The organism is Kitasatospora sp. NPDC034023 (genome assembly GCF_055575795.1).
The window spans coordinates 203,338-229,127 of the sequence record NZ_JBVIRY010000003.1; the positions used below are offsets into that span (position 1 = coordinate 203,338).

At 73.8% G+C, this 25,790-nt stretch carries 21 protein-coding genes; 10 read left to right on the plus strand and 11 right to left on the minus strand.

Annotation, left to right across the window (positions count from 1 at the left end; all coding sequences use genetic code 11):
* Positions 1-181: 181 nt before the first annotated feature.
* On the minus strand, positions 182-1,684 hold the full coding sequence (locus ACZ52R_RS06190; protein WP_465660878.1) for an FAD-binding oxidoreductase: 1,503 nt from the start codon (positions 1,682-1,684) through the stop codon (positions 182-184).
* Positions 1,685-2,424: 740 nt separating this feature from the next.
* Here ACZ52R_RS06190 and ACZ52R_RS06195 point away from each other — a divergent pair.
* The gene (locus ACZ52R_RS06195; RefSeq protein WP_465619377.1) at positions 2,425-5,067 is read left to right on the plus strand and encodes a SpoIIE family protein phosphatase; all 2,643 of its coding nucleotides are present in this window, start codon (positions 2,425-2,427) and stop codon (positions 5,065-5,067) included.
* Positions 5,068-5,110: 43 nt separating this feature from the next.
* Here ACZ52R_RS06195 and ACZ52R_RS06200 read toward each other — a convergent pair whose 3' ends face one another.
* Positions 5,111-6,508, minus strand: a complete 1,398-nt coding sequence (locus ACZ52R_RS06200; protein WP_465619375.1) for an NAD(P)/FAD-dependent oxidoreductase — start codon at positions 6,506-6,508, stop codon at positions 5,111-5,113.
* A gap of 127 nt (positions 6,509-6,635) precedes the next feature.
* On the minus strand, positions 6,636-7,493 hold the full coding sequence (locus ACZ52R_RS06205; RefSeq protein WP_465752881.1) for a PaaX family transcriptional regulator: 858 nt from the start codon (positions 7,491-7,493) through the stop codon (positions 6,636-6,638).
* Between the two features lie 224 nt (positions 7,494-7,717).
* On the opposite strand from ACZ52R_RS06205, the gene ACZ52R_RS06210 reads away from it, so the two are divergent.
* The 4 genes from ACZ52R_RS06210 to ACZ52R_RS06225 are packed head-to-tail and all read left to right on the plus strand — an operon-like array spanning position 7,718 to position 11,583.
* Positions 7,718-8,638, plus strand: coding sequence for an SDR family oxidoreductase (locus tag ACZ52R_RS06210; RefSeq protein ID WP_465752883.1), 921 nt, complete (start codon positions 7,718-7,720; stop codon positions 8,636-8,638).
* A 44-nt stretch (positions 8,639-8,682) separates the two neighbouring features.
* Complete coding sequence (locus tag ACZ52R_RS06215; RefSeq protein ID WP_360491549.1) at positions 8,683-9,564, plus strand: amidohydrolase family protein; 882 nt, start codon at positions 8,683-8,685, stop codon at positions 9,562-9,564.
* Between the two features lie 8 nt (positions 9,565-9,572).
* On the plus strand, positions 9,573-11,081 hold the full coding sequence (locus ACZ52R_RS06220) for an acyl-CoA synthetase (protein WP_465660869.1): 1,509 nt from the start codon (positions 9,573-9,575) through the stop codon (positions 11,079-11,081).
* 43 nt (positions 11,082-11,124) lie between these two features.
* On the plus strand, positions 11,125-11,583 hold the full coding sequence (locus tag ACZ52R_RS06225; protein ID WP_465752885.1) for a MaoC family dehydratase: 459 nt from the start codon (positions 11,125-11,127) through the stop codon (positions 11,581-11,583).
* A 70-nt stretch (positions 11,584-11,653) separates the two neighbouring features.
* On the opposite strand, the gene ACZ52R_RS06230 is transcribed toward ACZ52R_RS06225, so the two are convergent.
* The 7 genes from ACZ52R_RS06230 to ACZ52R_RS06260 are packed head-to-tail and all read right to left on the minus strand — an operon-like array spanning position 11,654 to position 18,299.
* Positions 11,654-12,829, minus strand: coding sequence for a 4-hydroxybenzoate 3-monooxygenase (locus ACZ52R_RS06230; protein ID WP_360490809.1), 1,176 nt, complete (start codon positions 12,827-12,829; stop codon positions 11,654-11,656).
* Positions 12,830-12,864: 35 nt separating this feature from the next.
* Complete coding sequence (pcaDC, locus tag ACZ52R_RS06235; RefSeq protein WP_465752887.1) at positions 12,865-14,055, minus strand: bifunctional 3-oxoadipate enol-lactonase/4-carboxymuconolactone decarboxylase PcaDC; 1,191 nt, start codon at positions 14,053-14,055, stop codon at positions 12,865-12,867.
* Positions 14,052-15,470, minus strand: a complete 1,419-nt coding sequence (pcaB, locus tag ACZ52R_RS06240) for a 3-carboxy-cis,cis-muconate cycloisomerase (RefSeq protein ID WP_465752889.1) — start codon at positions 15,468-15,470, stop codon at positions 14,052-14,054. Before pcaB ends, pcaDC begins: the two co-directional genes overlap by 4 nt.
* Complete coding sequence (gene pcaG / locus ACZ52R_RS06245; RefSeq protein WP_465619361.1) at positions 15,457-16,125, minus strand: protocatechuate 3,4-dioxygenase subunit alpha; 669 nt, start codon at positions 16,123-16,125, stop codon at positions 15,457-15,459. The genes pcaB and pcaG overlap by 14 nt, the downstream gene beginning before the upstream one ends.
* On the minus strand, positions 16,125-16,874 hold the full coding sequence (pcaH, locus tag ACZ52R_RS06250; protein ID WP_465752891.1) for a protocatechuate 3,4-dioxygenase subunit beta: 750 nt from the start codon (positions 16,872-16,874) through the stop codon (positions 16,125-16,127). The genes pcaG and pcaH overlap by 1 nt, the downstream gene beginning before the upstream one ends.
* A 28-nt stretch (positions 16,875-16,902) precedes the next feature.
* Entirely contained in the window at positions 16,903-17,544 is a 642-nt protein-coding gene (locus ACZ52R_RS06255) for a CoA transferase subunit B (protein ID WP_465660861.1), read from the minus strand.
* Complete coding sequence (locus ACZ52R_RS06260) at positions 17,541-18,299, minus strand: CoA transferase subunit A (RefSeq protein ID WP_465619357.1); 759 nt, start codon at positions 18,297-18,299, stop codon at positions 17,541-17,543. The genes ACZ52R_RS06255 and ACZ52R_RS06260 overlap by 4 nt, the downstream gene beginning before the upstream one ends.
* Positions 18,300-18,434: 135 nt before the next feature.
* Here ACZ52R_RS06260 and ACZ52R_RS06265 point away from each other — a divergent pair, with 135 nt between their 5' ends.
* Together ACZ52R_RS06265 and ACZ52R_RS06270 are read left to right on the plus strand one after the other, a co-directional pair.
* Positions 18,435-20,147, plus strand: a complete 1,713-nt coding sequence (locus ACZ52R_RS06265) for an IclR family transcriptional regulator domain-containing protein (protein ID WP_465752893.1) — start codon at positions 18,435-18,437, stop codon at positions 20,145-20,147.
* A 173-nt stretch (positions 20,148-20,320) separates the two neighbouring features.
* A complete protein-coding gene (locus ACZ52R_RS06270) occupies positions 20,321-20,962 on the plus strand; it encodes a DUF4360 domain-containing protein (RefSeq protein WP_465619353.1) in 642 nt (213 codons plus the stop codon).
* A 114-nt stretch (positions 20,963-21,076) separates the two neighbouring features.
* On the opposite strand, the gene ACZ52R_RS06275 is transcribed toward ACZ52R_RS06270, so the two are convergent.
* A complete protein-coding gene (locus ACZ52R_RS06275) occupies positions 21,077-22,138 on the minus strand; it encodes a LacI family DNA-binding transcriptional regulator (protein WP_465752895.1) in 1,062 nt (353 codons plus the stop codon).
* Positions 22,139-22,310: 172 nt separating this feature from the next.
* Here ACZ52R_RS06275 and ACZ52R_RS06280 point away from each other — a divergent pair, with 172 nt between their 5' ends.
* The 3 genes from ACZ52R_RS06280 to ACZ52R_RS06290 are packed head-to-tail and all read left to right on the plus strand — an operon-like array spanning position 22,311 to position 25,785.
* Complete coding sequence (locus tag ACZ52R_RS06280) at positions 22,311-23,966, plus strand: ABC transporter substrate-binding protein (protein ID WP_465660857.1); 1,656 nt, start codon at positions 22,311-22,313, stop codon at positions 23,964-23,966.
* The gene (locus tag ACZ52R_RS06285; RefSeq protein ID WP_465661047.1) at positions 23,966-24,919 is read left to right on the plus strand and encodes an ABC transporter permease; all 954 of its coding nucleotides are present in this window, start codon (positions 23,966-23,968) and stop codon (positions 24,917-24,919) included. Before ACZ52R_RS06280 ends, ACZ52R_RS06285 begins: the two co-directional genes overlap by 1 nt.
* Entirely contained in the window at positions 24,916-25,785 is an 870-nt protein-coding gene (locus ACZ52R_RS06290) for an ABC transporter permease (protein ID WP_465619347.1), read from the plus strand. The genes ACZ52R_RS06285 and ACZ52R_RS06290 overlap by 4 nt, the downstream gene beginning before the upstream one ends.
* The last annotated feature ends 5 nt before the right edge of the window (positions 25,786-25,790 follow it).

Consider the following 25,790-nt stretch of genomic DNA (forward strand, 5'->3'; position numbering starts at 1 on the left):
GGCGACCCATGGCACAAAATGGGGAGCCCTCCACTTGACCTCACGTTAAGTGGAGAGGTCCCCATTTTGCAATCGGGCGAGATGACCGACGGCAGCTCAGGCCGCCTGCCGCCCGCCGCCCACTACGCGCTGACGCACGACGCGAAAGGAACAAGACCGGCCGGCGGGTGCGGACCGGCTGTCACGGACTGGCTGTCACGGACTGGGGAAAGGCGAAGACGCCGTCCGGGTCGTAGTGGTGGGCCACGTCCTTCAGGCGGGTCAGGTTCCTGCCGTAGTAGGCGTTGCCCCAGTCCGGCAGCGTGTTGTCGATGTAGTTGACGTACGCACCGTGCGCGCCGAGCCCGGCCAGTCCGTCGCGGATCGTGTCCACGGTGGCGCGGACCCGGTCCTCGCTGAGCGGCGTGGCACTGGCGTAGACCTGGGCGCTGGCGAGCGAGTCGCGGTGGGGGAAGGCGGTGGCTCCGGGGGCGAGTTCGCCGACGGCGCCGCCGAGGGAGTCGAGCAGCAGGTCGACGCCGGGGCGGCCGGCCATCAGCGCCGTGACCTTCGCCGGATCCAGCGGTGCCGGGCCCAGCATCCGGGAGACCGCGACGAAGCCGGCCCGGGGCAGGACGCCGCCCTCCCAGGTGGGGTGGCACTGGGCGATGGTGTCGTTCGAGCAGCCCGCCATGAACTTCATCGCGCCCAGGTAGTCCTTGGGGGAGACGGTGCGCGAGCTCGGGGTGGTGCCGGCCGCCTTCACCAGGCGGTCGAGCAGGACGTCGGCGCCGTCGGGATCGCCCACGTAGCAGCCGACGATCCGGCAGGTGGGCGGGGAGCCGCCGGAGATCTGGCAGCTGGCCCAGAGTTCGAACGGGGCCCCGGCCACCCACTGCTGCCAGGCCCCGAGCACCTGGGTCACCGAGCCGGCCGGGAAGCCGAGCACGAAGACGGTCAGGCCGGGCGCGGGGGCGGTGGCGAAGCTGAACCGGGTGACCACTCCGAAGTTGCCGCCACCGCCCCCGCGCAGCGCCCAGTGCAGGTCGGGCTCCTGGGCGGGCGAGGCGGTGAGCAGGCGCGAGTCGGCGGTCACCATGTCGGCGGCGGCCAGCCGGTCGCAGGTGAGCCCGTACCTGCGGGTCAGCACGCCGATGCCGCCGCCGAGGGTCAGGCCGCTGACCCCGACGGTCGGGCAGCTGCCGCCCGGGAGCAGCCGGCCCGCCTGGGCGAGCGCCGCGTACACCTCGATGAGGCGGGCGCCGGCGCCGACCTCGGCGGTGCCGTCGGGGTGCACCCGGACGTCGGCCATCCCGCGGAGGTCGATCACCAGGCCCTGGGCGGGGATGCTGTAGCCGAGGTAGCCGTGGCCGCCGCTGCGGGCCGCGATCGGGATCCCGTGCCCGCGCGCCACGTCCAGGCAGGCCCGCACGTCGTCGGCCGACACGCACTGCGCCACGGCGGCCGGGAGCTGACCGTCGTTCAGTTTGTTGTAGCCGAGCCGGGCGGTCCCGTACCCGGGGTCGGCCGGGAGCACCAGCCGACTGCCCAGGCGGTCCCGCAGCGCCCGCCAGTCCGGGGGTGCGTCCGCCCAGACCCGGGACCGGGCCGGGAAGGCGGCCGGCGCGCGGGCGGGAGTGGCGCCGGCCGTCACCATGGCGGCGGCGCCGAGGGTGGTGAGGAAGCGTCGTCGGTCGATGGTCATGGCGCGCCCTTCTCCGGGGTGGCCGGCGCACGGGGGTGCCGTCCTGCCGATCGTCACGCAGGCGCTACGAGCGGGCCCGCCGGACTGCGCCTTCCGACGCACCGGCGAGCGGGAGGCGCCGGCACCCCCTCGCCGATCGTCAGCCGTCGGGCCGTGGGTGGCATCGGGGGCATCGAAGGCGCATGGTTCCGGCCGTGCTGAGGTGATCGGCCGTCCGAGGTAGCGCTGGGTAGAGATGGCATGTACGCTGCGTGTCGCTGGTTGAACAGCATGCGGGCCCAGCCGCTGCTCCGTGGGGGGAGTCGCGCCCAGGCCCGGTGGCCGGCTGGGGCCCGGTTGAACTCGTGGGGGAGTTTCAGCCGGGCCCGTCGCCAGATGTCGGTGATATGCCCGCCGAGCTTCCGCTCCAGACCTGACAACCGTCCAGCGGGCGACCGGTTTCGGGCGCGTCCGTCCAACGGCGGGGTGGCTACGGGGCCGGTGATGCCGACGTAGCAGCGGTGTCATCGGGCGCCCCGGCTCGGTCGTGTCGGCGGACGCGACGGGACGTACGGTGCCGGCCGGGCCGCGATCGGGGGTGCCGTGGTGTCCTGGTCCAGCGTTCCGCGCGGGACTATGGGCGTATGGCCAGAACCACGGGCCGCCCTCTCCGGCCGCCCCCGCGCCGATCCGAAAGCCGTCGTGGGCGGCGAGACTCACGCCCGCTGCCGTGGGGGTCGTCGCCGCAGCGCCTGCGGTCGATGATGAGCATCCGGAGTGTCGCCGGGCAGATGTTCGTCCTGCAGGTGCTGATCGTGCTGTTGCTCGTGGTGGCGGCCGTCGTCGCGCTGCTGATCCAGTCCCGCAGCGACCGGTTCGACGCGGCGCGTGACCGCTCGCTCGCCGCTGCCCAGGCCTTCGCCCACGGCCCCGGCCTGGTGGCGACGATGCAGGGCCCCGATCCCAGCGCGGTGCTCCAGCCGCTGACCGAAGCGGCCCGCAAGGAGGCCCACGTCGACTTCATCGTGGTGACCGACCGGAACGGCATCCGCTACACCCACCCCGAGCCGGAGCAGATCGGCAAGAAGTTCGTCGGCACGATCGGGCCGTCGCTGCAGGGCCGGGTCACCGTCGAGCAGGTGCACGGCCCGCTCGGCCTGGAGTACCAGGTGGTGGTCCCGGTGGAGGACGATCACGGTGCGGTCGTCGGCATCGTCTCCTCCGGGATGAAGGTCGCCAACGTGAGCAGTGCGTTCGACCGCCAGCTCCCGGTCGTCCTGGGTGCCGGCGCCGTCGCGCTCGGCCTGGCCACGGCCGGAACGGCGCTGGTGGGCCGGCGGCTCCTGCGCCAGACCCACGGTCTGGGGCCGGAGGAGATGACCCGGATGTACGAGCACCACGACGCGGTCCTGCACGCGGTGCGCGAGGGCGTGGCCATCGTCAGCGGCGACGGCCGGGTCCTGCTCGCCAACGACGAGGCCGGCCGACTGCTGGACCTGCCCCCCGATGCCGAGGGACGTGCCGTCACGGACCTCGGTCTCGACCCGCGGACGACCGGACTGCTGCTCTCCGACAGTGCGGTCACCGACGAGGTGCTCCTCGTGGGCGACCGGCTGCTGGCCGTCAACAACCGCCCCATCGCCGCCGGCGGTGGCCCGCCCGGCCCGCCCGGCAGCGTGACCACCCTGCGTGACTCCACCGAACTGCGCGCCCTCGCCGGGAAGGCCGAGGTCGCCCGCGCCCGGCTCAGGTTGCTGTACGACGCGAGCATGGCCATCGGTACCACCCTGGACGTCCGGCGCACCGCGGAGGAGCTCGCCGGGCTGGCGGCTCGGGAATTCTGCGACTACGTCACCGTCGACCTCGCCGAGGAGGTCCTGCGCGGCGAGGAACCGCGGACCCTGGCGGTCGGCTCGACGGTGGAGCTGCGGCGGGTGGCGGTCACGGGCCTCCGGGACGATTCGCCGCTGTACCCCCAGGGGACGCTGGTCCGGTGGGCGGGCAGTACCCCGCAGGCGGCGGGCTTCGTCAGCGGGCGATCCGCGCTGGTCCCCGAGCTGGCGACCGATGCCGGGTGGCGCCGGCAGGATGCCGAGCGCACGCAGGCGGTGCTGGAGTTCGGTCTGGCGTCGCTGATCGCCGTTCCGCTGACGGCGCGGGGTGTGCTCACCGGCATCGCCTGCTTCTGGCGTGGCCGGGGCAGGGGCCCGTTCGAGGAGGAGGACCTGTCCCTGGCCGAGGAGCTGGCCGCCCGGGCCGCCGTGTCCGTCGACAACGCCCGCCGCTTCACGCGCGAGCACACGATGGCCGTCACCCTGCAGCACAGCCTGCTGCCGCGCGCGTTGCCCGAGCAGAGCGCCCTCGACGTCGCCCACCGCTACCTGCCCGCCCAGGCGGGGGTCGGCGGCGACTGGTTCGACGTCATCCCGCTGCCGGGTGCCCGGGTCGCGCTCGTCGTCGGCGACGTGGTCGGCCACGGCATGCACGCCGCCGCGACCATGGGCCGCCTGCGCACCGCCGTCCAGACCTTCTCCACCCTCGACCTGCCGCCGGACGAGCTGCTCGGACACCTGGACGAACTGGTCGCCCACATCGACCAGGAGGCGGCGGCAGCCGGGGGTGAGCTCGCGATCACCGGCGCCACCTGCCTCTACGCGATCTACGACCCCAGCACCGCCGGCTGCGCGCTGGCCCGGGCGGGACATCCCCCGCCCGCCGTCGTCCGACCGGACGGCACGGTGGAGCTCCTCGACCTTCCCGCCGGTCCGCCGCTCGGGGTGGGAGGGATGCCCTTCGAAGCCGCGGAGGTGAGTCTGCCGCAGGGCAGCAGCCTGATCCTCTACACGGACGGCCTGGTCGAGGACCGCACCCGCGACATCGGTGTCGGCCTGGAGGTCCTCACGGCCGCCCTGGCCCGCCCGGGCCGGTCGCCCGAGGAGGTCTGCGAGGCCGTGCTCGAGGCCCTGCTGCCCGTCCGCCAGACCGACGACATCGCCCTCCTCGTCGCCCGCACCCGCGTGCTGGACCCCGACCGGACCACCGAGTGGGAGGTGGCCTCGGCTCCGGAGGCGGTGGCCGAGGCCCGGGCCGAGGCCACCCGACGGCTCGTCGCGTGGGGCCTGGACGAGGCCGTGTTCGTCACCGAACTGGTGCTCAGCGAACTGGTGACCAATGCCATCCGCTACGGGACCGGACCGATCAGGGTGCGGCTGCTGTGCGACCGCACGCTGATCTGCGAGGTCTCCGACACCAGCAGCACCGCCCCGCACCTGCGCTACGCGGTCGAGGAGGACGAGGGCGGCCGCGGCCTGTTCCTCGTCGCCCGGCTCACCGAACGCTGGGGCGTCCGGTACACCCCGGAGGGAAAGATCATCTGGGCCGAGCAGTTCCTGCCGCGGACCTGAGGGACGGGCCGGCGCGGCTGGTGGACGATGTCGGGAGGGGCGTTCAGGAGTCGAAGCCGAGGCCGACGCGGTCGAGGGTGCGCAGCCAGAGGTTGCGGTGGCCGGCGTTGGCGTCGGCGCGGGTGAGGGCCCGCTGGGTGATGCCGATGCCGATCGAGCGGGCGGGCTCGGGTGGGAAGGGCAGCGGCTTGCGGCGGACCAGCTGCAGCGCGGTGCGTTCGGTGCGGGCGCCGTCCAGGAGGTCGAGCATCACCTCGGCGCCGAAGCGGGTGGCGCCGACGCCCAGGCCGGTGTAGCCGGCGGCGTAGGCGACCCGGCCGTCGTGGGAGAGGTCGAAGAAGGCGCTGAACCGGGTGCAGGTGTCGATCGCGCCGCCCCAGGCGTGGCTGAACCGGACGCCTTCCAGCTGCGGGAAGGTCCGGAAGAAGTGCCGGGCGAGGGTGGCGAAGGTCTCCGGGCGCTGGTCGCGTTCGGCGCGCACCCGGCTGCGGTACTGGTGGACGACGTCGTAGCCGCCGAACAGGATGCGGTTGTCGGCGGAGAGCCGGACGTAGTGGAAGTGGTTGGCGCTGTCGGAGAAGCCCTGGCGGCCCTGCCAGCCGACCGAGCCGAGCTGCTGTTCGGTCAGCGGCTCGGTCATCAGCGCGTAGTCGTAGACCGGCACGGTGTACGGGCGGTGGCGGCGCAGCAGGGAGGGAAAGGCGTTGGTGGCGAGCGCGACACGGCGGGCGCCGACGCGGCCGTACGGGGTGCGGACGGTGATTCCGCGCGGGGAGCCGGTGAGGCCGGTCGCCCGGGTGTGCTCGTGGATGCGCACGCCCTGGTCGAGGCAGGCCCGCCGGAGCCCCCAGGCGAGGCGGGCGGGGTTGAGCATGGCGACGCCGTCGCGGTCGCGGAGGCCGCCGAGGAAGGTGGGGGAGTCGATCTCGGCGCGGACGGCCTCGCGGTCGAGGACGTCGAGCCGGCTGCCGTAGCGGGCGGCGAGGTCGGCGAACTCCCGCAGGCCGTCGACCTGGTAGGGCTCGGTGGCGACGGTGAGGGAGCCGGTGCGCTCCCAGTGGCAGTCGATGCCGTAGCGCTTGACGGTGTCCTCCATGGCCTGGAGGTTCGCGGCGCCGAGCCGTTCGAGCGTGTGGAGTTCGTCGGGCCAGCGCTGGTGCCCGTTGGCGAGGCCGTGGGTGAGGCTGGCCTCGCAGAAGCCGCCGTTGCGGCCGGAGGCGGCCCAGCCGGTCTCCTGCGCCTCGATGAGGACGACGTCGAGCGAGGGGTCGCGCTCCTTGGCGATGAGCGCGGTCCACAGGCCGCTGTAGCCGCCGCCGACCACGAGCAGGTCGCACCGTACGTCCCCGACCAGGGCGGACGCAGCCGACGGCCGGTCGGGGTCGTCGAGCCAGAACGGTACGGGCTGGGCGTCCTGGAGGGCGCGGACGGGGTCGGCCATGGCGGGCGGCTCCTTCGGTGCATGGAGGGTCGGGCCTCCGGATGCCGCCATCAGACCGCCGCGTCGCGCATAACGTCAATGGCGTTGACATAAGGCTGTTGACATAAGGCTGGAGCGGGCGTGAGCCTCAGGCGGCCGTGATCTCGATCCGGTCCAGGATCTCGGCGGCGATCGCCTCGGCGTCCGGCTGGTAGCGGTGCGCGAGGGTGTGGAACAGCTGCTCGGCCGCCTCGGCGGGCCAGTCGGCGGGCAGGTGCTCGGCCGGCAGGTGCGGATCGCCCCGGACCACGTCCAGCCAGTCGGTGTGCAGCAGCAGCTGGCGGGCCAGGCGGTCCTCGGGCAGCTGGACCTCGGGCAGGTGGGTCTCGGCGGGGTCGCCGGCCTCGGGGTCGTGCCAGCGGTCGAGGAAAGCGCGGTAGCGGGCCGCGATGGCCGGGACGTCGAAGGCGGCGAGCAGGTCGGCGGCGTCGGTGGGGGCGGCGGCCCGGCCGTGGAAGACCCGCAGGTGGCCCTCCAGTCCGAGCCCGTCGACCAGGGCGGCCACGTCGACCTCGCCGGGCGCCGTCCAGAGCCCGCTCTGCAGCGGTGCGAACCCGCCCCAGACCAGCCGGGAGCGCAGGTCGTGGCGCTCGCGGCGCCAGGCGTCGGGGAGCGAGAAGCCGACGACCGTCCAGCTGCCGTCCCAGGCCCGGTTGACGGCGCCGGTGCGCCAGATCCGGTCCTGGCCGTCGGTGAGCACGGCCTTGGCGCGCCCGGTCAGGGCGAAGTACATTTTTCGCCCCCGGCGGTGACGGTCCAGCAGGCCCCGGCCCACCATGCGGGTGAGGGTCGAGCGGACGGCCTCCTCGCTGATGTGGACCCGGGCGAAGGCGTCGATCACGCTCCCGGAGGACAGGGCGATGTCCCGGCCGAGCACGTGGATGCCGAAGAAGCTCAGCATCAGGGACTGCGGTCGCGGCGCAGCGGTGTCCTGGTCGGCGGGCACGGTCTTCCTCCTGGAGTCCGGACGGGGATGGGGCGGGCATCGGGTGGGTGTCGGGCAGGGTCAGGGCAGGGTCGGGCGGGTCGGGGCAACAGCGTAGTCAGCGGCAATGTTCGGCAGTCTGTTGACCGTCGACAGAATTATGCCTACTTTCTTCAGCAGCCGCCGGTGGCGATGCCTGGTCGCGAACACGCGCCTCCGCCCCGGCCGGGCGAAAGGACTTCCCCATGGATCGCAGGGACCGCATCGACCTCTCCGGCAAGGTGGCCGTCGTCACCGGCAGCGGACGCGGGCTCGGCCTCGCCTACGCCAGGGCGCTGGCCGCCGCCGGAGCGGCCGTGGTCGTCAACGACGTCGACCCGCAGGCCGCCGCTGACGCTGTCGAGCTGATCGCCGACGCCGGCGGCCGGGCCGCCTCGCTGGCCGTGCCGGTCGGCACCGCCGAAGCCGCCGAGGCACTGGTCGCGTGCGCGGTCGAGCACTTCGGGCGACTGGACGCGATGGTCACCAACGCCGGCGTGCTGCGGGACAAGGTGCTCTGGAAGATGACCGACGAGGACTTCGACACCGTCGTCCGGGTGCACCTGCGCGGCACCTTCACCTGCGTGCGCGCCGCCGTCGAGCGGATGCGCGAGCAGGGCGAGGGCGGCCGGATCGTCGTCGCCGGCTCCCCGGCCGGGCAGCGCGGCAACTTCGGCCAGACCAACTACGCCGCCGCCAAGGCCGGGATCGCCGCCATGGTGCGCACCTGGGCGATGGAACTGGCCCGGGCCGGCATCACCGCCAACGCCGTCATCCCGGTCGCCGCGACCGCCATGACCAAGACCATCCCCGTCTTCGCCCCGCACATCGAGGCGCTGGAGCAGCACGGCACGCCCTTCCCGGACAGCCTGCGCAAGGGCGAGGGCTTCGGCACCCCCGAGGACGTCGCCGGTCTGGTCGCCTTCCTCGCCTCCGAGGCCTCCGCCGGGATCACCGGCCAGTGCGTCGGCGTCGGCGGCGACAAGCTGGCCCTGTGGTCGCACCCGGAGGAGGTCGCGGTGGCCTACGCCGACGGCGGTTGGAGCGCGGAGGCGATCGCCGCCGCCTGGCCGGTCTCGGTCGGCCGGGTGCAGCAGACCTACGGCATCCCGGCCCCGCAGCTGTGACGGGCACCGCAGCCGTGACGGGAGCCGAGCCGAACGGCGCCGCGATGAACCTCGACGACCTCGTGGCGATCGACGTCCACACCCACGCCGAGGTCTCCGCGAAGGGCGCGGCCTCCCTGTCGGCCGAACTGGACGGCGCCGCGGGGGCCTACTTCAAGGCCGAGCACCGCCACCCCACCCTGCCGGAGATCGCCGCCCACTACCGCGAGCGGAGGATGGCCTGCGTCGTCTTCACCGTCGACGCCGAGTCCGCCACCGGCACCCCGCCGGTTCCGAACGAGGAGATCGCCGAGGCCGCGCTGGAGCACCCCGACGTGATCATCCCCTTCGCCGGGGTCGACCCGTACAAGGGGAAGGCCGCGGTGCGCCAGATCCGCCGCCTGGTCCGGGAGTTCGGGGTGAGGGGCTTCAAGTTCCACCCGAACATCCAGGCCTTCCACCCCAACGACCGGCTCGCCTACCCGCTGTACGAGGCGATCGAGGAGGCCGGCGCGATCGCCGTCTTCCACACCGGTCAGACCGGGATCGGCGCGGGCGCGCCCGGGGGCGGCGGCATCCGGCTGAAGTACTCCAACCCGATGGACGTGGACGACGTCGCCGCCGACTTCCCCGGGATGCCGATCATCCTCGCCCACCCGTCCTTCCCCTGGCAGGACGAGGCGTTGGCGGTGGCCACCCACAAGCCGCAGGTGTACATCGACCTGTCCGGCTGGTCGCCGAAGTACTTCCCGCCGCAGCTCGTCCGGTACGCCAACAGCCTGCTCAAGGACAAGGTGCTGTTCGGCTCCGACTACCCGCTGATCTCCCCGGACCGCTGGCTCGCCGACTTCGCCGAGCTGCCGATCAAGGACGAGGTCCGCCCGAAGATCCTCAAGGAGAACGCGGCGCGGCTGCTCGGCCTGTCGGCCGGCCCCGACGGGAAGTGAGGGAGCCCATGCGCGCACCCGCGTGGAACCAGGGCATCGGCTCCTGGCCCGGTCGCCGCGCCCGCCGCTCGCCCCGGCGCACCGCGCTGGTCCACGAGGGGGCGGCCGTCGACTACGCCCGGCTGCACGAGCGGTGCACCAGCCTGGCGCACGCGCTGCGCCAGGCGGGCGTCCGGCGCGGCGACCGGGTGGCCTTCCTCGGCCCGAACCACCCGGCGTACCTGGAGACCCTGTTCGCCGCCGGCCTGCTGGGCGCCGTCTTCGTGCCGCTCAACACCCGTCTCGCGGCGCCCGAACTCCGGTACCAGCTGGCCGACTCGGGCAGCGTAATTCTCCTGACGATACGTCAGGACAGCGGGGTCGTACGCCTGTTGGCCGACGGGGCCGAGATCTGGCAGGCGGAGGGTGAGGCGTACGAGCAGTTGCTCGCAGCCGCGCCCCGGGAGCCGATCGACGAGGAGGTCGGCCCGGACGACCCCTGCCTGATCATGTACACCTCGGGCACCACCGGCCGGGCCAAGGGAGCCGTCCTCACCCACGGCAACATCCTCTGGAACAGCCTCAACGTGCTGGTCGACACCGACCTCGCGAGCGACGAGGTGGCCCTGGTCAGCGCGCCGCTGTTCCACACCGGTGCGCTCAACATGAGCTGCCTGCCGGTGCTGCTCAAGGGCGGCACGGTCGTCCTGGAGTCGACCTTCGACGCCGCCCGCACCCTGGAACTGGTCGAACGCCACCGCGTCACCTGCATGTTCGGCGTACCGACCATGTACGACGCGGTGGCCGCCGCCCCCGGCTGGGCGCGGGCCGACCTGTCCAGCCTGCGGAACCTGCTGTGCGGCGGCGCACCCGTGCCGGCCCGCACCGCGCGCGCCTACCTCGACCGCGGGCTCGCCTTCGTCCAGGGCTACGGCATGACGGAGGCCTCGCCCGGCGCGCTGATCCTGCACCGCGCCGACGCGCAGGCCCACGCCGGTACGGCCGGGGTGCCGCACTTCTTCACCGAGGTCCGCGTGGTGGACCCGCTCGGCGAGGAGACCGAGCCGGGCACGGAGGGCGAGGTGCTGGTCGCCGGGCCCAACGTGACCCCCGGGTACTGGAACCTGCCCGACGCCACGGCGGAGGCCTTCCACGAGGGCGGCTGGTTCCGCTCCGGTGATGTCGCGGTGGCCGACGCCGAGGGCTACGTCCGCCTGGTCGACCGGGTCAAGGACATGATCATCTCGGGCGGGGAGAACATCTACCCGGCCGAGGTGGAGGACGCCCTGCTGGAACACCCGGCTGTCGCCGAGTGCGCCGTCATCGGGGTCGCCCACCCGGTCTGGGGCGAGGTCGGACGGGCCGTGGTGGTCCTGCGCGAGGACGCCGCCGTCGAACCCGCCGACCTGCTCGCCCACCTGGACGGGCGGCTGGCCCGCTACAAGATCCCGAAGTCCGTCGTCCTCGCGCCCGAACTGCCGCGCAACGCCACCGGAAAGCTGCTCAAGGGCCCGATCCGGGCGCAGTTCTCCGACTGACCGACCCCTTGCACCGTCCGCACGACCGACGAGGAGCACCCGTATGTCCACCACCGTCCACGGCATCGAGGAGATCAGGGCCCAGGCCGGCGCCGACCTCGGCCACACCGCCTGGCGCGAGATCGCGCAGCCGCGCGTCGACCTGTTCGCCGACGCCACCGACGACCACCAGTGGATCCACACCGACGTCGAACGGGCCAGGACCGGCCCGTTCGGCGGCACCATCGCGCACGGCTACCTCATCCTCTCGCTGCTCATCCCGCTCTGGAGCGAGCTGCTGGTGGTCGAGGGCGTCTCGATGGCCGTCAACTACGGCCTCAACAAGGTCCGTTTCCCCGCGCCGGTGCCGGTCGGCGCGAAGATCCGCGCGCACGGCGCCGTCGTCTCGGTGGAGGACGTCAAGGGCGGCGGCGTGGAGGTCGTGGTCGACCTCACCGTGGAGATCGACGGTTCCGCCAAGCCCGCGTGCGTCGCCCAGGCGGTCTACCGCTTCTACGCCTGAGCCTCGTTCCGGAGAACCCCGAAGGGGGCGGCTGCTGTCGACAGCAGCCGCCCCCTTCGGGGTACTCGCGTCAGACCAGCGGCAGCCCGACGTAGTTCTCCGCCAGCGAGGCGGAGCCGGCCGGGGAGGAGGCCAGGTAGCGCAGGTGGGAGAGCCGGAGCCGGCGGTCGAACTCGCTCTCGCCGGGGGCCGGGTGGAGCAGGGTGGTCATGGTGTACGAGAAGTGCTCGGCGCGCCAGACCCGGCGCAGCGCCGTCTCCGAGTAGGCGTCGAGCAGCGACTCGTCCCGGTCCAGGGACCAGCGGCCGATCGCCCGGGCGAGCAGGGTGACGTCCGCGACGGCCAGGTTGAGGCCCTTGGCGCCGGTGGGCGGGACGATGTGGGCGGCGTCGCCGGTCAGGAACAGCCGGCCGTGGCGCAGGGGTTCGGCGACGAAGCTGCGCATCGGGGTGACGGACTTCTCGGTGATCGGGCCGCGGGCGAGCCGCCAGTCGCCGTCGACCGCGAAGCGGGTGTCCAGCTCGTCCCAGATCCGCGCGTCCGGCCAGTTCTCCACCGTGTCGTCCGGGTCGACCTGCAGGTAGAGCCGGCTGACCTGCGGGGAGCGCATGCTGTGCAGGGCGAAGCCGCGCTCGTGGTGCGCGTAGATCAACTCCTCGCAGGAGGGCGGGACGTCGGCCAGGATGCCGAGCCAGGAGAACGGGTACGTCCGCTCGCTGACCGTCAGCAGGCCCTCGGGCATCGCGCGGCGGCCGATGCCGTGGAAGCCGTCGCAGGCGACCACGAGCTCGCAGTCCAGGGTGTGTTCGGCGCCGTCGTGCCGGTAGCGGATGCCGGGCGCGGCGGTGTCGACGCCGTCGACGGAGAGGGCCTCGGCCTCGAACAGCACGGTGCCGCCGGCCGCCTCGCGCAGCGCGATGAGGTCCTTGACCACCTCCGTCTGGGCGTAGACCATCACGGACCGGCCGTCCGCGAGCGAGGGGAAGTCGATCCGGTGGGAGCGACGGTCGAAGCGCAGCTCGATGCCGTGGTGCGGCAGGCCCTGGCGGTCCATCCGCTCGCCGGCGCCGGAGGAGCGCAGGACGTCGACGGTGGCCTGTTCGAGGATGCCGGCGCGCTGACGGCGCTCGACGTAGGCGCGGTCGCGCAGTTCCAGGACGACGTTGTCGATGCCCTGGGTGTGCAGCAGATGGGAGAGCAGGAGGCCGGCCGGGCCGGCGCCGATGATGCCGACGCTGGTGCGCATGCGGGTGTGCCTTCCGGTGGATTGGGTCAGGGGCGTCAGTGGTCGGCGGAGTCGGCGAGATGCCCGAGGTCCGTGAGGTCCGTGAGGTCCGCGAGGACGCGCTGGGCGGTGGCGAAGGCCGCGTTGGCGGCCGGCACCCCGCAGTAGACGGCGGTCTGCAGCAGCACCTCGCCGATCTCCTCGGGGGTGAGGCCGTTGCGGACGGCGGCGCGGACGTGCAGTGCCAGCTCCTCCAGATGGCCGCGGGCGGTGAGGGCGGTGAGCGTGACGCAGCTGCGGGTGCGGCGGTCGAGGCCGGGGCGGGTCCAGATCTCGCCCCAGGCGTAGCGGGTGATGAAGTCCTGGAACCCGGCGGTGAAGTCGGTGGTCCGGGCGGTGGCGCGGTCCACATGGGCGTCCCCAAGGACCTGGCGGCGTACGGCGGTGCCCGCGCGGTGCCGGGACTGGTCGTCGCCGGGGGTGCTGAAGTGGCCGAGCAGGGCGGTGAGGACGGCCTGCGGCTGTTCGACGGGCGCGAGGTGGGAGGCGTCGGCGAGTTCCAGCAGGCCGGCGTCGGGGATGCCGTCGGCGAGTTCGCGGGCGTGGGCCGGTGGCGTGGCCGGGTCGCGGCGGCCGCCGATCACCAGGGTCGGCGCGGTGATCCGGGCGAGTTCGGCGCGCAGGTCGTACGCGGCGAGTGCCTCGCAGCAGGCGGCGTAGCCGCTGCGGGCCGTGCGGCAGAGGTCCGCGACCTGCGCGGCGGCGGCCGGTGAGCCGGCGAAGGCGGGGGTGAACCACCGGCCGGGGGCGGTCGCGGCGAGTGCCTCGGTGCCCTTGGCGCGGACGAGTTCGGCGCGTTCGCGCCAGCCGTCGGCCGGGCCGAAGCGGGCCGAGGAGCAGACCAGGGCGAGCGCGGTGACCCGCTCGGGGCGGTGGACGGCCAGGTGGGCACCGATCGCGCCGCCGAGCGAGAGACCCGCGTAGCCGAAGCGCCGTACGCCGAGGTGGTCGGCGAGGGCGAGGACGAGGTCGGCCAGGTCCGCGACGGTGGTGGCGCGCAGGTCGGGCAGGATCCCGGCGGGGGTGCCGCCGTGGCCGGGCAGGTCGAAGCGGATCACCCGGTGGTGGCGGGACAGCACGGGCAGTTGGGCCTCCCAGACGGCCAGCGAGGTGCCGAGCGAGGGGCCGAGGAACAGCACCGGGGCGTCCGCGGGGCCGTCGATCCGGTGGTGCAGGGGTGCGGTCACGAGGGGTTCTCCTGGGCGGGGGGAGCGGGACGGCGCAGCAGTGCGCGGTCGACGAGCGGGCCGGCGGCCCCGAGGTAGTGGGCGGGGTCGGTCAGCTCGCGCAGCCGGTCGGTGGTGATCAGGCCGGCCAGGGCGGCTTCCTTCGCCAGGACCTCGGCGAGGTTCGACTCCTCCTCGGCGGCCCGGCGGGCGGCGCGCTCCACCAGGTGCCGGGCCGGGCTGCGGCCGATGACCGCGCCGAGTTCGCCGGTCAGGCGTTCGCTGACCACCAGGCCCCGGGTGAGGCGGAGGTTGTCGCCCATCCGGTCGGCGAACACCCGGAGGCCGCCGCAGAGTTCGGCGGCCCGGTCGGCCGCGCCCCCGGTCAGCCGGAGCAGTTCGCGCAGCGGCTGCCACTCGGCGTGCCAGGCGCCGGCCGGGCGTTCGTCCTCCGCGACGAGTGCACCGAGCAGGACGGCGGCCAGGGCCGGGGCCTGCCGGGCGGCCGAGGCGATCAGGGTGGCCGCCACCGGGTTGGCCTTGTGCGGCATCGCGGAGGATCCGCCGCCCCGGCCCTCGGCGAGTTCGCCGATCTCGGTGCGGCTCAGCACCAGGACGTCGGCGGCGAGTTTGCCGAGCGCGCCGGTGGTGAAGGCCAGCGCGGCGGCCAGGTCGGCGATCGGGGTGCGCAGCGTGTGCCAGGGCAACTGCGGTTCGGTCAGGCCGAGTTCGCGGGCGTAGGTGGCGATCAGGGCGCTCCCGTCCGGGGCGTCGAAGGCCGCCAGGGTGCCGGCCGCGCCGCCGAGTTGGGCGGGCAGCCGGACGGCGGCGAGCCGGTCGGCGGCGTCCAGCACGAGGCTGCGCCAGCCCGCCGCCTTGAGCCCAAAGGTGGTCGGGACGGCGTGCTGGGTGAGCGTGCGGCCGGCCATCGGGGTCAGCCGGTGTTCGGCGGCGAGCCGGCCGAGAGCATCGGCGGTCCGGTGCAGGTCGGCGGTGATCACCGGGAGGCAGCGGGCGGCGACCAGCATGGTGGCGGTGTCCAGGACGTCCTGGCTGGTCGCACCCCGGTGGACGTACGGGGCCGCCTCGGCGGGTACGGCCGCGGTGAGGTCGGCGACCAGCGGGATCACCGGGTTGCCGCCGGCCCGGGCGCGGAGTGCGAGGCTGTGCGGGTCGAAGCGCTCAACGTGGGCGGCGGCGGCCGTCACGGCCTCGGCGGCCGCCGCCGGGGCCTGGCCGAGGCCGGCCTGGGCACGGGTCAGGGCGGCCTCGGCGTCCAGCAGCGCGCGCAGGAAGGCCCGGTCGCCGGTGGCCGCCTCGACCGCCGTACCGGCCCGGACGGGGGAGAGCAGGCCGAGGTCGGCGCCGTCGGGAGCCGAGGGGGTGTCGGCGGAGGGGGCAGTGGAAGTCCCAGTGGAAGTCTCAGTGGAAGTCAAGGAAGACCGTCTCCTCGGGCCCCTGCAGCCGGACGTCGAAGCGGTAGGCGCGCGGGGCCGTCTCGCGGGCGAGCAGGGTGGGGCGGCGCTCGGGGGCGAGCGCGGCCAGCAGTGGGTCGGCAGCGGATGCGGGCCCGGGCAGGTAGATCCGGGTGTACAGGTGGTGCAGCAGGCCGCGCGCGAAGACGCACAGCGACAGGTACGGCACCCCGCCGGGCGGCAGGGTGCGGACGGCCCACCGCCCGTCGGCGTCGGTGGCGACCCGGGCGAAACCGGTGAAGGTCACCCCGTCGCGCCCGGCGAAGCCGCCGCTGGTCGGGTCGCGGCGCAGCGAGCCGGGGGCGCCGGTGCGGCTGCCGTCCGGGGCGGGCTGCCAGAGCTCCAGCAGTGCGTCGGGGATCGGCTCGCCCGCGCCGTCGTACACCGTGCCGTGGAGGGTCAGCGCCTCGGGGTGTCCGGCGGGCGCGGGCTCGGGGCCGCCGGGGAAGGGCAGCGCGTAGCCGTAGAACGGGCCGACGGTCTGGGAGGGGGTCGGGTGGAGCGCGTGGCCCGGCTGCAGGGGGATCTGCGGCGCGTGGCTCTGCTGCGGGGGGATCTGTGGCGTCGGGTGCTGTGGTGTCGGGTGCTGCGGTGTCGGGTGCTGGGGCGAGGGCATCAGCGGCCTTCCTCGAACCGGGTGGCGCCCGGCCCGTCCAGGACGATGTCCCAGCGGTAGCCGAGCGACCACTCGGGGACGGACAGCTCGTGGTCGTACGCGGCGACCAGGCGGGCGCGGCCGTCGGAGTCGGTGACGGACTGCAGGATCGGGTCGTACGGCAGCAGCGGATCGCCCGGGAAGTAGAGCTGGGTGACCAGGCGCTGGGTGAACGCGGTGCCGAACAGGGAGAAGTGGATGTGCGCGGGGCGCCAGGCGTTGGTGTGGTTGCCCCACGGGTAGGCGCCCGGCTTCACGGTGGTGAACCGGTAGCGGCCCCGGTCGTCGGTCAGGCAGCGCCCGACGCCGGTGAAGTTGGGGTCCAGCGGCGCCGTGTGCTGGTCGCGCTGGTGGGCGTAGCGGCCGGCCGCGTTGGCCTGCCAGATCTCCACCAGCTGGCCGGTGACGGGCCGTCCGGTGCGCTCGAGGACCCGGCCGGTGACGGTGATCCGCTCGCCGAGCGGTTCGCCGGTGTGCTGCCGGGTCAGGTCGTGGTCGAGGTCGGTGACGTCGGTGCGGCCGAAGGCCGGGCCGGACAGCTCGACCGCCTCCGGGTCGTGGACCGGGACGAGCGGCTGCCGGGGGTGGCGCAGGGCGCTGCTGCGGTAGGGCGGGTAGTCGCGGTCGGGGTGGTGGGCGGCGCTGCGGGCGGCCTCGGCGCGGGCGGCGATCTTCGCGGAGATCTCGTGCTGGGTGGGGGTGGGGGTCATACCGGATTCCCTTCGTGAGCCGGGCGGGTCATCGCGGCACCTCGATCCGCACCGGCGCGGCGGTCCGTCCCCGTAGGTCCTCGGCGCTCACGCCGGGCGCGGTCTCCACCAGGACGAGCCCCTCGGGTGTCACGTCCAGGACACCGAGGTCGGTGATGATCCGGTCCACGCACCCCCGGCCGGTCAACGGCAGGGTGCACTCGGGGACGATCTTCGGCGAGCCGTCCTTGGCGGTGTGCTCCATCAGCACGATCACCCGCCGGGCGCCGTGGACCAGGTCCATCGCCCCGCCCATGCCCTTGACCATCTTCCCGGGGATCATCCAGTTGGCCAGGTCCCCCGCCGCCGACACCTGCATGGCGCCGAGGACCGCCGCGTCGATGTGACCGCCGCGGATCATGCCGAAGGAGAGCGAGGAGTCGAAGAAGGACGCGCCCGGGAGCACCGTCACCGTCTCCTTGCCCGCGTTGATCAGGTCCGGGTGCACCTCGTCCTCGGTCGGGTACGGGCCCACGCCGAGCAGCCCGTTCTCCGAGTGCAGGACGACGTCCACGTGCGGCGGCAGGAAGCCCGGCACCAGGGTGGGCAGGCCGATGCCGAGGTTGACGTACCAGCCGTCGGCCAGCTCGCGCGCGGCACGGGCCGCCATCTCGTTCCTGTTCCAACTCATGCGCTGCGCACCGTCCTTCGCTCGATGCCCTTGGCGGCGGCCTGCTCCGGGGTCAGCGCGACGACGCGCTGCACGAAGACGCCGGGCAGGTGGATCTCGTCGGGCCCCAGCTCGCCGGGCTCGACCAGCTCCTCGACCTCGGCGACGGTCACCCGGCCGGCCATCGCGGCGAGCGGGTTGAAGTTGCGGGCCGCCCTGGCGAAGACGAGGTTGCCGTGCCGGTCGCCCCGGGCCGCGCGGACCAGGGCGAAGTCGGTGGTGATGCCGCGCTCCAGCACGTACGCGCGGCCGTCGTACTCGCGCACCTCCTTGGGCGGGGAGGCGACGGCGACGCCGCCGTCCGGGGCGTAGCGCCACGGCAGGCCGCCCTCGGCGACCAGGGTGCCGACGCCCGCCGGGGTGAAGAACGCGGGGATGCCGCTGCCGCCCGCGCGCAGCCGCTCGGCGAGGGTGCCCTGCGGGGTGAGCTCCAGCTCCAGCTCGCCGCTGAGGTAGCGGCGGGCGAACTCCTTGTTGTCGCCGACGTACGAGCCGGTGACCCGGCCGATCCGCCCGGCCGCGAGCAGCACGCCGAGGCCGCCGCCGTCCACGCCGCAGTTGTTGGACACCACGCTCAGCCCGCCGCAGCCGCGTGCGTACAGCGCCCGGATCAGGACGTCCGGGACGCCGCTGAGGCCGAAGCCCCCGACGGCGAGCGAGGCGCCGTCCCCGATGTCGGCGACGGCCTCCTCGGGTGAGGCCACCAGTTTGTCCATTCCTTGCCCCTGTTCGCCTGGTGAACTATCGTTCGGAATCGTGAGTGCGCAGAGTGTGCGCCCGGGTCCGATGCCTGTCAATGGGCGTGTGAGGAGAATCCGTTGCAGCCCGAAGTCGCCTCCGAGCCTGCTTTTGTGCCCACCGCCTCCGCTGCCGCGCCCACCGCCGCGCCCGCTGCGGTGCCCGCTGCCGTGCCCGAGGAGGCCGTCGGCCCGCTGGAGCGCGGCCTCGCCCTGCTGCGCGCCATGGCCGCCGACCCGGCCCCGCGTCAGCGCCCCAGCGATCTGGCCCGCGCCACCGGCCTCGCCCGTTCCACCGTCGACCGGATCGCCACCACGCTGGTCCGGCTCGGGTACCTGCGGTCCGACGGGCGCGACCTCGTCCTGGCGCCCCGGGCGGCCGAGTTCGGCAACGCCTACCTGGCCGGCAGCCGCCTTCCGGAACTCCTCGGCCCGCTCGCCGTCGAACTCGCCGACCGCCTCGACGAGTCCGTCTCGATCGCCGTCCCCGACCAGGACGGCGCCCGCTTCGTCGTCCAGGCCACCCGGCGCCGCACCATGGCCGTCTCCTTCCGCATCGGCGACCTGCTGCCGGCCGAACGCTGCGCCCCGGGTGCGCTGTTCGCCGCCGGGTGGGACGACGCGCAGTGGGACGCGTGGCTGCGGCGCCGTCAGGGCGACCCGGCCCGCGGCGGCGGTCCGGCCGACGGGGCCGCTCCGGCCGGCGAGGGCTTCGCGGTGGTGCCCGCGCGGGACGTCGACGAGGCCGAGTTCCGGGAGCGGGCGCGGTCCGCCGGTGCGCGGGGCCGGTCGGTCGACGACCAGCTGATCGAACCCGGGCTGGTCGCCGTCGCCGTGCCGGTCCTCGACCCGGCCGGTGCGGCCGTCTGCGCGGTCAGCGTCGTCAGCCACACCAGCCGGCACGACGCCGACTCGCTCGCCGCGTACGTCCTGCCCCAACTCCTGGATTCGGCACGGGAGATGGAGCAGCGACTGGCCCGACCGGTGCCGGTGGCGGCCGTGCTCGCGCCGCTCCCGCCGGGCCGTCGGCTCAAGGAGGAGCTCGGCTCCGGCTTCCTGCAGTCACTCGCCCGCGGGCTCGACGTGCTGCTCGCCCTCGGCACCGCGCCCGGCGGCCAGCCGCTCGCGGCCGTGGCCCGCGCGACCGGCCTGCCGCGCGCCACCGCCCGCCGGTCCCTGATCACCCTCCAGCACCTCGGCTACGTGGCGGCCGACGGCGAGGGGTTCCGCCTCCTGCCGCGCGTACTCGACCTCGGCTACGCGAGACTGTCGGGCCTCGCTCCGGCCGAGATCGCCGAGCCGCACCTGATCGACCTGGTGCGCAGTGTCCACGAATCGGCCTCGATGGCCGTCCTGGACGGCCCGGACATCCGCTACGTCGCCCGCGTCCCCACCACCCGCATCATGCGCCTCGACCTCGCCGTCGGCACCCGGCTCCCGGCGTACCCGACCTCGATGGGGCGGGTCCTGCTCGGCGCGCTGAGCGAGGAGGAACTGGCGTGCCAGCTCGCTCATGTGACGCTCAGTCGGTTCACCGAGAGCACCGTGACGGATCCCGGCGCACTCACCGCGGCCATCCGGTCCGCCGCCCGCGACGGCTACGCCCTGGTCGACCAGGAGCTGGAGGAAGGGCTGCGCTCCCTCGCCGCCCCCGTCCACGACGGGCGCGGCCGGGTCGTCGCCGCCGTCAACCTCGCGCTGCACGCGGGCCGGGGCACCCCGGCCGAGACGCTCGCCACCTTCCTGCCGCCCCTGCGGGAGGCCGCCGCGGCGATCGCCGAGGACCTCGCCACCGTGCGCCGTTGGTCCGTCAACTCGGGCTCCTGAGGCGGAGTTCGCCCTGCGGGGCGGCCGGTGCCGGATGGTCGGGCACGCCCGTGTCGCGACCCTAGGCGTCGGCCCTCGAATGTGCTGACATATCCATGTCAAATCAGGGGCTCCGCTCGGCCCGCACCACACCGCGCCGGCCCCGACTCCGTGCACGATCGAAGGGGAAGCCCATGCTGCTCCGCGCGCTGGCCGTCGCGACCGCCGTCGCCGCATCGCTGTCCGGCCCGTCGGCCTTCGGCGTCGACTCGCTCCCGACCCCGCCGGACCGGATCGTCATCGACGTCGCCACCGTCAACGGCTCCGGCTGTCCGGCGGGAACGGCCGCCGTGGCCGTCTCCCCGGACAACACCGCCTTCACCGTCACCTACAGCGACTACCTCGCCCAGGTGGGGGTGGGCTCCAAGCCGACCGACTTCCGGAAGAACTGCCAGCTCAACCTCCGCGTGCACGTACCCCAGGGCTTCACCTACGCGATCGCCTCCGCCGACTACCGCGGCTTCGCCCACCTGGAGAAGGGCTCGACCGGTACCCAGCGGGCGAGTTACTACTTCCAGGGCCAGTCCGAGACCGCCTACCAGAACCACCGCTTCGCCGGCCCGAGGGACGACAGCTGGCAGGCGACCGACACCGTCGACATCGCGGCCCTGGTCTTCGCGCCCTGCGGCGAGGAGCGCAACTTCAACATCAACACCGAGCTGCGGGTCGCGGCCGGGAGCTCGGACCCGAACCACACCACCAGCTTCATGACCATGGACTCGACGGACGGCGACATCAACACCGTCTACCACCTCGCCTGGAAGCACTGCCCCTGACGGCAGTACCCCTGACAGTCGGGCCGGCGACCGGCCGGCTGTCCGTGTCCGGCCCCGGCGGAGCCTGTGTCTCCCCGGGGCCGGACCGTGTCGGGGCGGGCGCGGGGCGCCGGCTCAACCGCCGTCGCGCAGCAGCGAGGAGGCGCGGATGTCCAGCCGGGTGGGGACGAGCGCGCCGGTGGGTTCCCGGCTGCCGCTCTCCAGGGCGGCCATCAGCAGCTCGATGCCCTTCTCTGCGATGAGCGCGGGTTTGAGGCTGAGCGTGGTGACCGACGGGTGGGTGTGGGCAGCAGAGGCCTCCTCGCTCGCGCAGACCAGCAGCAGGTCGCCGGGGACGGTCAGTCTGGTCCGCCGGACGGCGTCGAGGACGAGCGGCGGCGTGGCCTCGGCGAGGACGAAGAGGGCGTCGGGCCCGGCGCCGGTCGATCGCCCGGGGCCGTTCAGCAGCCGTTCGAGGGCGGCGACCACCGGCCCGTCCCCGGGCCCGTCGGTCCGCACGAGCCGGGGCTCGGCGCCGTGCTCGCCGCACCAGCGCCGGTAGGTGTCCGCGACGGCCGTGTGGAAGCGGGTGACGGTGCCGGGCAGGACGACGGCGATCCGGCGCGCGCCCTGTTCCCGCAGGTGGTCGAGGACTTCGCGGATCGCGCCGTCGGCGTCCACGTCGACCCAGTGGGTGCCGGGGCGGCCCTCGACGGAGCGGTCGGTGCACAGCGGGATGCGGGCGGCGATGAAGTCCTCGACGAGCGGGTCGTCGTCGAGAGGGTCGGCGACGATGGCGGCGTCGAGCGGCAGGTCGGCCCACTCCTCCGGTGCGGAGCGGGCGGGTAGCAGGACCAGGGCGTAGCCGTGCCGGAGCGCCGCGTGGGCGGTGGCGCTGGTGAGTTGGGCGAAGTAGGGGGAGCTCATGTACGACCCGGGGTCGCGCGCGTACTCGCCGACGGCGTAGCCGATCAGCCGGGCGTGGCCGGCGCGCAGCAGTCGGGCGGCGGCGTTGGGCCGGTAGCCGAGGCGGCGGGCGGCCTCGCGGGCGCGTTCGCGGACGGTGTCGGACATCCGGCCGGTGCCATTGAGCGCGGCGGAGACGGTGGTCTTGGAGAGGCCGGCCTCGCGGGCGACATCGACCAGGCGGATCCGGGGTGCGGAGGTCGGGTCGCCGCCGCGCGGGGTGTGCGTCATGTGCCGATGCTGCCAGTCCGGACGGGCGTTCGTCAGTAGTCGACGCAGGAGTCGCGGCAGAGTCACGACCTTTGGAAAATCGTTCCCGCAAAGGCTTGTGCGGGAACGTTCCCGCATCAATACTCCACTGCAACTCCCAGCCCCCCACGACTCAGAAAGGGGTGGGCTTGCCGTGCGCCTTCTCCCGCGCCGCTCCAGATCCACCACCTTGCTCGCCGCCGGTTCGCTCCTGGTCGCGATGACCGCGACCGCCTGTTCCGGTGCCACCGCCAAGCACGCCGCGAACGCCGACGGCACCTCCGGCTACCAGGTCGCCGCCCTCACCCCGCCGCCCAAGGGCTCGCTCCCGTCGTTCAGTTGGTCGCTCTACGCCGAGCCGCAGTCGCTCGACTACGCACTCGCCTACGACTACCCGCCGAACACCGTGCTGGCCAACGTCTGCGAACAACTCTTCCGCGTCACACCGGACATGAAGATCGAGCCCGGCCTCGCCCTGAAGTCCGCCAACCCGGACCCGCTGACCTGGGTGTACACCCTGCGCGAGGGCGTGAAGTTCCACGACGGCGCGACGATGACCGCCGACGACGTGGTCGCCTCGCTGACCCGGCAGATGGACCCGGCCACCGGCTCCTCCTGGGCCAGCGCCTTCAAGAACGTCGCCTCGATCACCAAGTCCGGGCCGCTGGAAGTCACCATCACGCTCACCAAGCCCGACGTGCTGCTCAACGAACTGCTCGCCGCCTCGCCCGGCACCATCGAGAGCGCCGCCTACCTCGCCAGGGCCGGCAAGGACTACGGCAGCCCGAAGGGCGGGGTGGACTGCACCGGCCCGTACGCGATCGACACCTGGGCCCAGGGCGAGAGCATCACCCTGAAGAGGAACCCGGCCTACTGGGACAACTCCCTTGCCCCGAAGGCCGACAGCGTGAAGTTCGTGTTCATCGCGGACGCCTCCGCCCGCGCGAGCGGCTGGCTCTCCGGCGCCGTGGACGGCGGCTACATGGTGCCGTCCAGCTCGCTGGTGCAGATCCAGGGCTCCTCCCGAGGCAAGGTCTACTTCGGCCCCAACACCGCTGCCGCCGACCTCGCCGTGCTCGACCTCCATGGCGCACTCGGCGATCTGAGGGTCCGTCAGGCACTCTCCATGGCGCTGGACCGCGACGGCATCATCAAGTCCGCCGCCGGAGGCATCGGCGTTCCCGCCAAGGCCCCGGCCGCACAGGGGGCTTGGGGGATCGCGCCGGAGCGTACGGCCGGCTACTTCGCCGCCCTGCCCGCCCCGGTCCACGACGTGGACGGCGCCCGCAAGCTCGTCCGGGACGCCGGCGCGAGCGGCAAGAAGGTGGTGATGGCGACCAGTTCGCTCGCCCCCGAGATCAGCGTCGTCGGCAACGCCGTACAGGCCGCCGGCCGGCAGATCGGCCTGGACGTCGAACTGCGGCCGGTCTCGCCGGACGCCTACTCGGCGCTGTTCACCGACCCCGCCGCCCGGGCCGGCCTCGACCTGGTCGTCACCAACGGCTACGACAACACCCCGGATCCGCTGGAGTTCTACCAGTCCCTGCACACCGGGGACTTCGGCAACTACGCCAACTGGTCGGACCCCGAGTTCGACGCCCTCTACGACCAGGCCGTCGCCGCGACCGACCCCGGCGCCCGCGCCGACCTCACCGCCAAGCTGCAGCAGATCGCCGTCCGCGAACTGCCCTCCATCCCGCTGTACGAGGCGCCGTTCTCCGTCTTCCTCGGCAGCCGGATCACCGGTGCCCCGGCCGGCATCGCCCAGCTCTACTACCCGTGGGCCGCGACGATCGGCTCCGCGCGCTGATGACCGGATACCTGCTCGGCCGGCTCCTCGGGCTGGCGGCGGTGCTGCTGGTGACCTCCTTCCTGGTCTTCAGTGCCGTGCACCTCGCCCCCGGGGACCCGGTGTCCTTCCTGCTCAAGGGCCATCCGGCGACACCGGAGGCCAGGGCCGCCATCGCCGCCCAGTACCACCTGGACGAGCCCTTCCTCGTGCAGTACCTGAAGTGGCTCGGCAACGTGCTGCACGGCGACTTCGGCCGCTCGGTCCAGTTCCGCCAGGACGTCGGCTCGCTGATCGGCTCCCGGCTGCCCGGCACCGCGCTGCTGGTCGGGTACGCGGCGGTGCTGGTCTGCGTCGGCGGCGTGCTGACCGGCGTGCTGGCGGCGCTGCGGCCCGGCGTCGCCGACCGGGTGGTGCTGATCGGCACCGGTGTGGCCACCGCCACCCCGCCGTTCGTCACCGCGATCGGCCTGGTCTCGCTGTTCGCCGTGCAGCTCGGCTGGTTCCCCGGCCCGGGCTCCACCGGCACCGGGTTCGGTGACCGGCTCTACCACCTGACCCTGCCCGCCGTCGCCCTCGCCGTCACCCTCGCCGGACTGCTCGCCCGGGTGACCCGCTCGGCGATGCTGGACGAACTCGGCCGCGAGCACGTGGAGGTGGCCCGCTCGCGCGGCGTCCCCGAGCCCACGGTGATCCGTCGGCACGTGCTGCGAGGCGCCCTCGGGCCGATCGTCACCGTCGGCGGGACGACGCTGGCAGGGCTGCTGGTCAGCACGTCGATCGTGGAGACCGCCTTCAACGTGACCGGCGTCGGCCAGCTGCTGGTGCAGTCCGTGACGGCCAAGGACTTCCCGGTCGTCCAGGCCGTCACCCTGCTGACCGTCCTCGGCTTCGTCCTCGTCAACCTGGTGGTCGACCTGCTCGCCCCGCTGATCGACCCGCGCGTGTCCCTGGCCCGAGGAGGTGCCGAATGACCGCCACCGCGCCCGTCCGACCGCTGCGCCGCCCGTTGCCGCGCCGCCTGCAACTCCTCGGCAACGGACCACTGTTCACCGCCGCCGTACTCCTGCTCGGCGCGCTCGTCCTGGTCACCGCCCTGGCGCCGCTGATCGCCCCGTACGACCCGGAGGCGCTGGACCTGCAGTCCTCGCTGCTCGGCAGCAGCGCCGACCACCTGCTCGGCACCGACCAGTCGGGGCGGGACGTACTCTCCCGCCTGCTGTACGGCGCGCGCACCGGACTGCTCGGCCCGCTGCTGGTCGTCGGCCTCTCCACGGCGCTCGGCCTGCTGCTCGGCACGGTGGCCGGCTGGCGCGGCGGCTGGGTCGACGCCCTGCTGTCCCGGGCGCTGGACCTGGTCTTCTCGGTCCCCGGGCTGCTGCTCGCGATCATGTTCGTGGCCGTCGGCGGAACGGGCCTGACCGCGCCCGTGATCGCCATGTCCGTCGCCTACACCCCGTACGTGGGCCGCCTGGTGCGCGGGCTCGCCCGGCAGGAGAAGGCCCGGCCGTACCTGGAGTCCTACCGGGTGCAGGGCTGGTCCGGGTGGACGATCTGTACCCGGCACCTGCTGCCCAACATCGCGCCGACCGTGCTCGCGCAGTCGGCGATCAACTTCGGCTACGCCCTGATGGACCTCGCCGCACTCTCCTTCCTCGGCTTCGGCGTACAGCCGCCCGCCGCCGACTGGGGCGCGATGATCAACGACGGCGAGGCCGCGCTCCAGCAGGGCGCCATGCTGCCCGCACTCGCACCGTCGGTGTGCATCGTGCTGGCCGTGGTCGCCTTCGGCATCGTCGGCGAGGGCATCGCCGACCGGCTCGCCCGACGGGAGCGCTGACATGA

Excerpts from the sequence above, each read along its gene's own strand:
- ACZ52R_RS06190 (WP_465660878.1), bottom strand. The coding sequence starts at position 1,684 with ATGACCATCGACCGACGACGCTTCCTCACCACCCTCGGCGCCGCCGCC.
- ACZ52R_RS06195 (WP_465619377.1), top strand. The coding sequence starts at position 2,425 with ATGATGAGCATCCGGAGTGTCGCCGGGCAGATGTTCGTCCTGCAGGTG.
- ACZ52R_RS06200 (WP_465619375.1), bottom strand. The coding sequence starts at position 6,508 with ATGGCCGACCCCGTCCGCGCCCTCCAGGACGCCCAGCCCGTACCGTTC.
- ACZ52R_RS06210 (WP_465752883.1), top strand. The coding sequence starts at position 7,718 with ATGGATCGCAGGGACCGCATCGACCTCTCCGGCAAGGTGGCCGTCGTC.
- ACZ52R_RS06215 (WP_360491549.1), top strand. The coding sequence starts at position 8,683 with ATGAACCTCGACGACCTCGTGGCGATCGACGTCCACACCCACGCCGAG.
- ACZ52R_RS06220 (WP_465660869.1), top strand. The coding sequence starts at position 9,573 with ATGCGCGCACCCGCGTGGAACCAGGGCATCGGCTCCTGGCCCGGTCGC.
- ACZ52R_RS06225 (WP_465752885.1), top strand. The coding sequence starts at position 11,125 with ATGTCCACCACCGTCCACGGCATCGAGGAGATCAGGGCCCAGGCCGGC.
- ACZ52R_RS06230 (WP_360490809.1), bottom strand. The coding sequence starts at position 12,829 with ATGCGCACCAGCGTCGGCATCATCGGCGCCGGCCCGGCCGGCCTCCTG.
- pcaG (WP_465619361.1), bottom strand. The coding sequence starts at position 16,125 with ATGCCCTCGCCCCAGCACCCGACACCGCAGCACCCGACACCACAGCAC.
- pcaH (WP_465752891.1), bottom strand. The coding sequence starts at position 16,874 with ATGACCCCCACCCCCACCCAGCACGAGATCTCCGCGAAGATCGCCGCC.
- ACZ52R_RS06255 (WP_465660861.1), bottom strand. The coding sequence starts at position 17,544 with ATGAGTTGGAACAGGAACGAGATGGCGGCCCGTGCCGCGCGCGAGCTG.
- ACZ52R_RS06260 (WP_465619357.1), bottom strand. The coding sequence starts at position 18,299 with ATGGACAAACTGGTGGCCTCACCCGAGGAGGCCGTCGCCGACATCGGG.
- ACZ52R_RS06270 (WP_465619353.1), top strand. The coding sequence starts at position 20,321 with ATGCTGCTCCGCGCGCTGGCCGTCGCGACCGCCGTCGCCGCATCGCTG.
- ACZ52R_RS06275 (WP_465752895.1), bottom strand. The coding sequence starts at position 22,138 with ATGACGCACACCCCGCGCGGCGGCGACCCGACCTCCGCACCCCGGATC.
- ACZ52R_RS06285 (WP_465661047.1), top strand. The coding sequence starts at position 23,966 with ATGACCGGATACCTGCTCGGCCGGCTCCTCGGGCTGGCGGCGGTGCTG.
- ACZ52R_RS06290 (WP_465619347.1), top strand. The coding sequence starts at position 24,916 with ATGACCGCCACCGCGCCCGTCCGACCGCTGCGCCGCCCGTTGCCGCGC.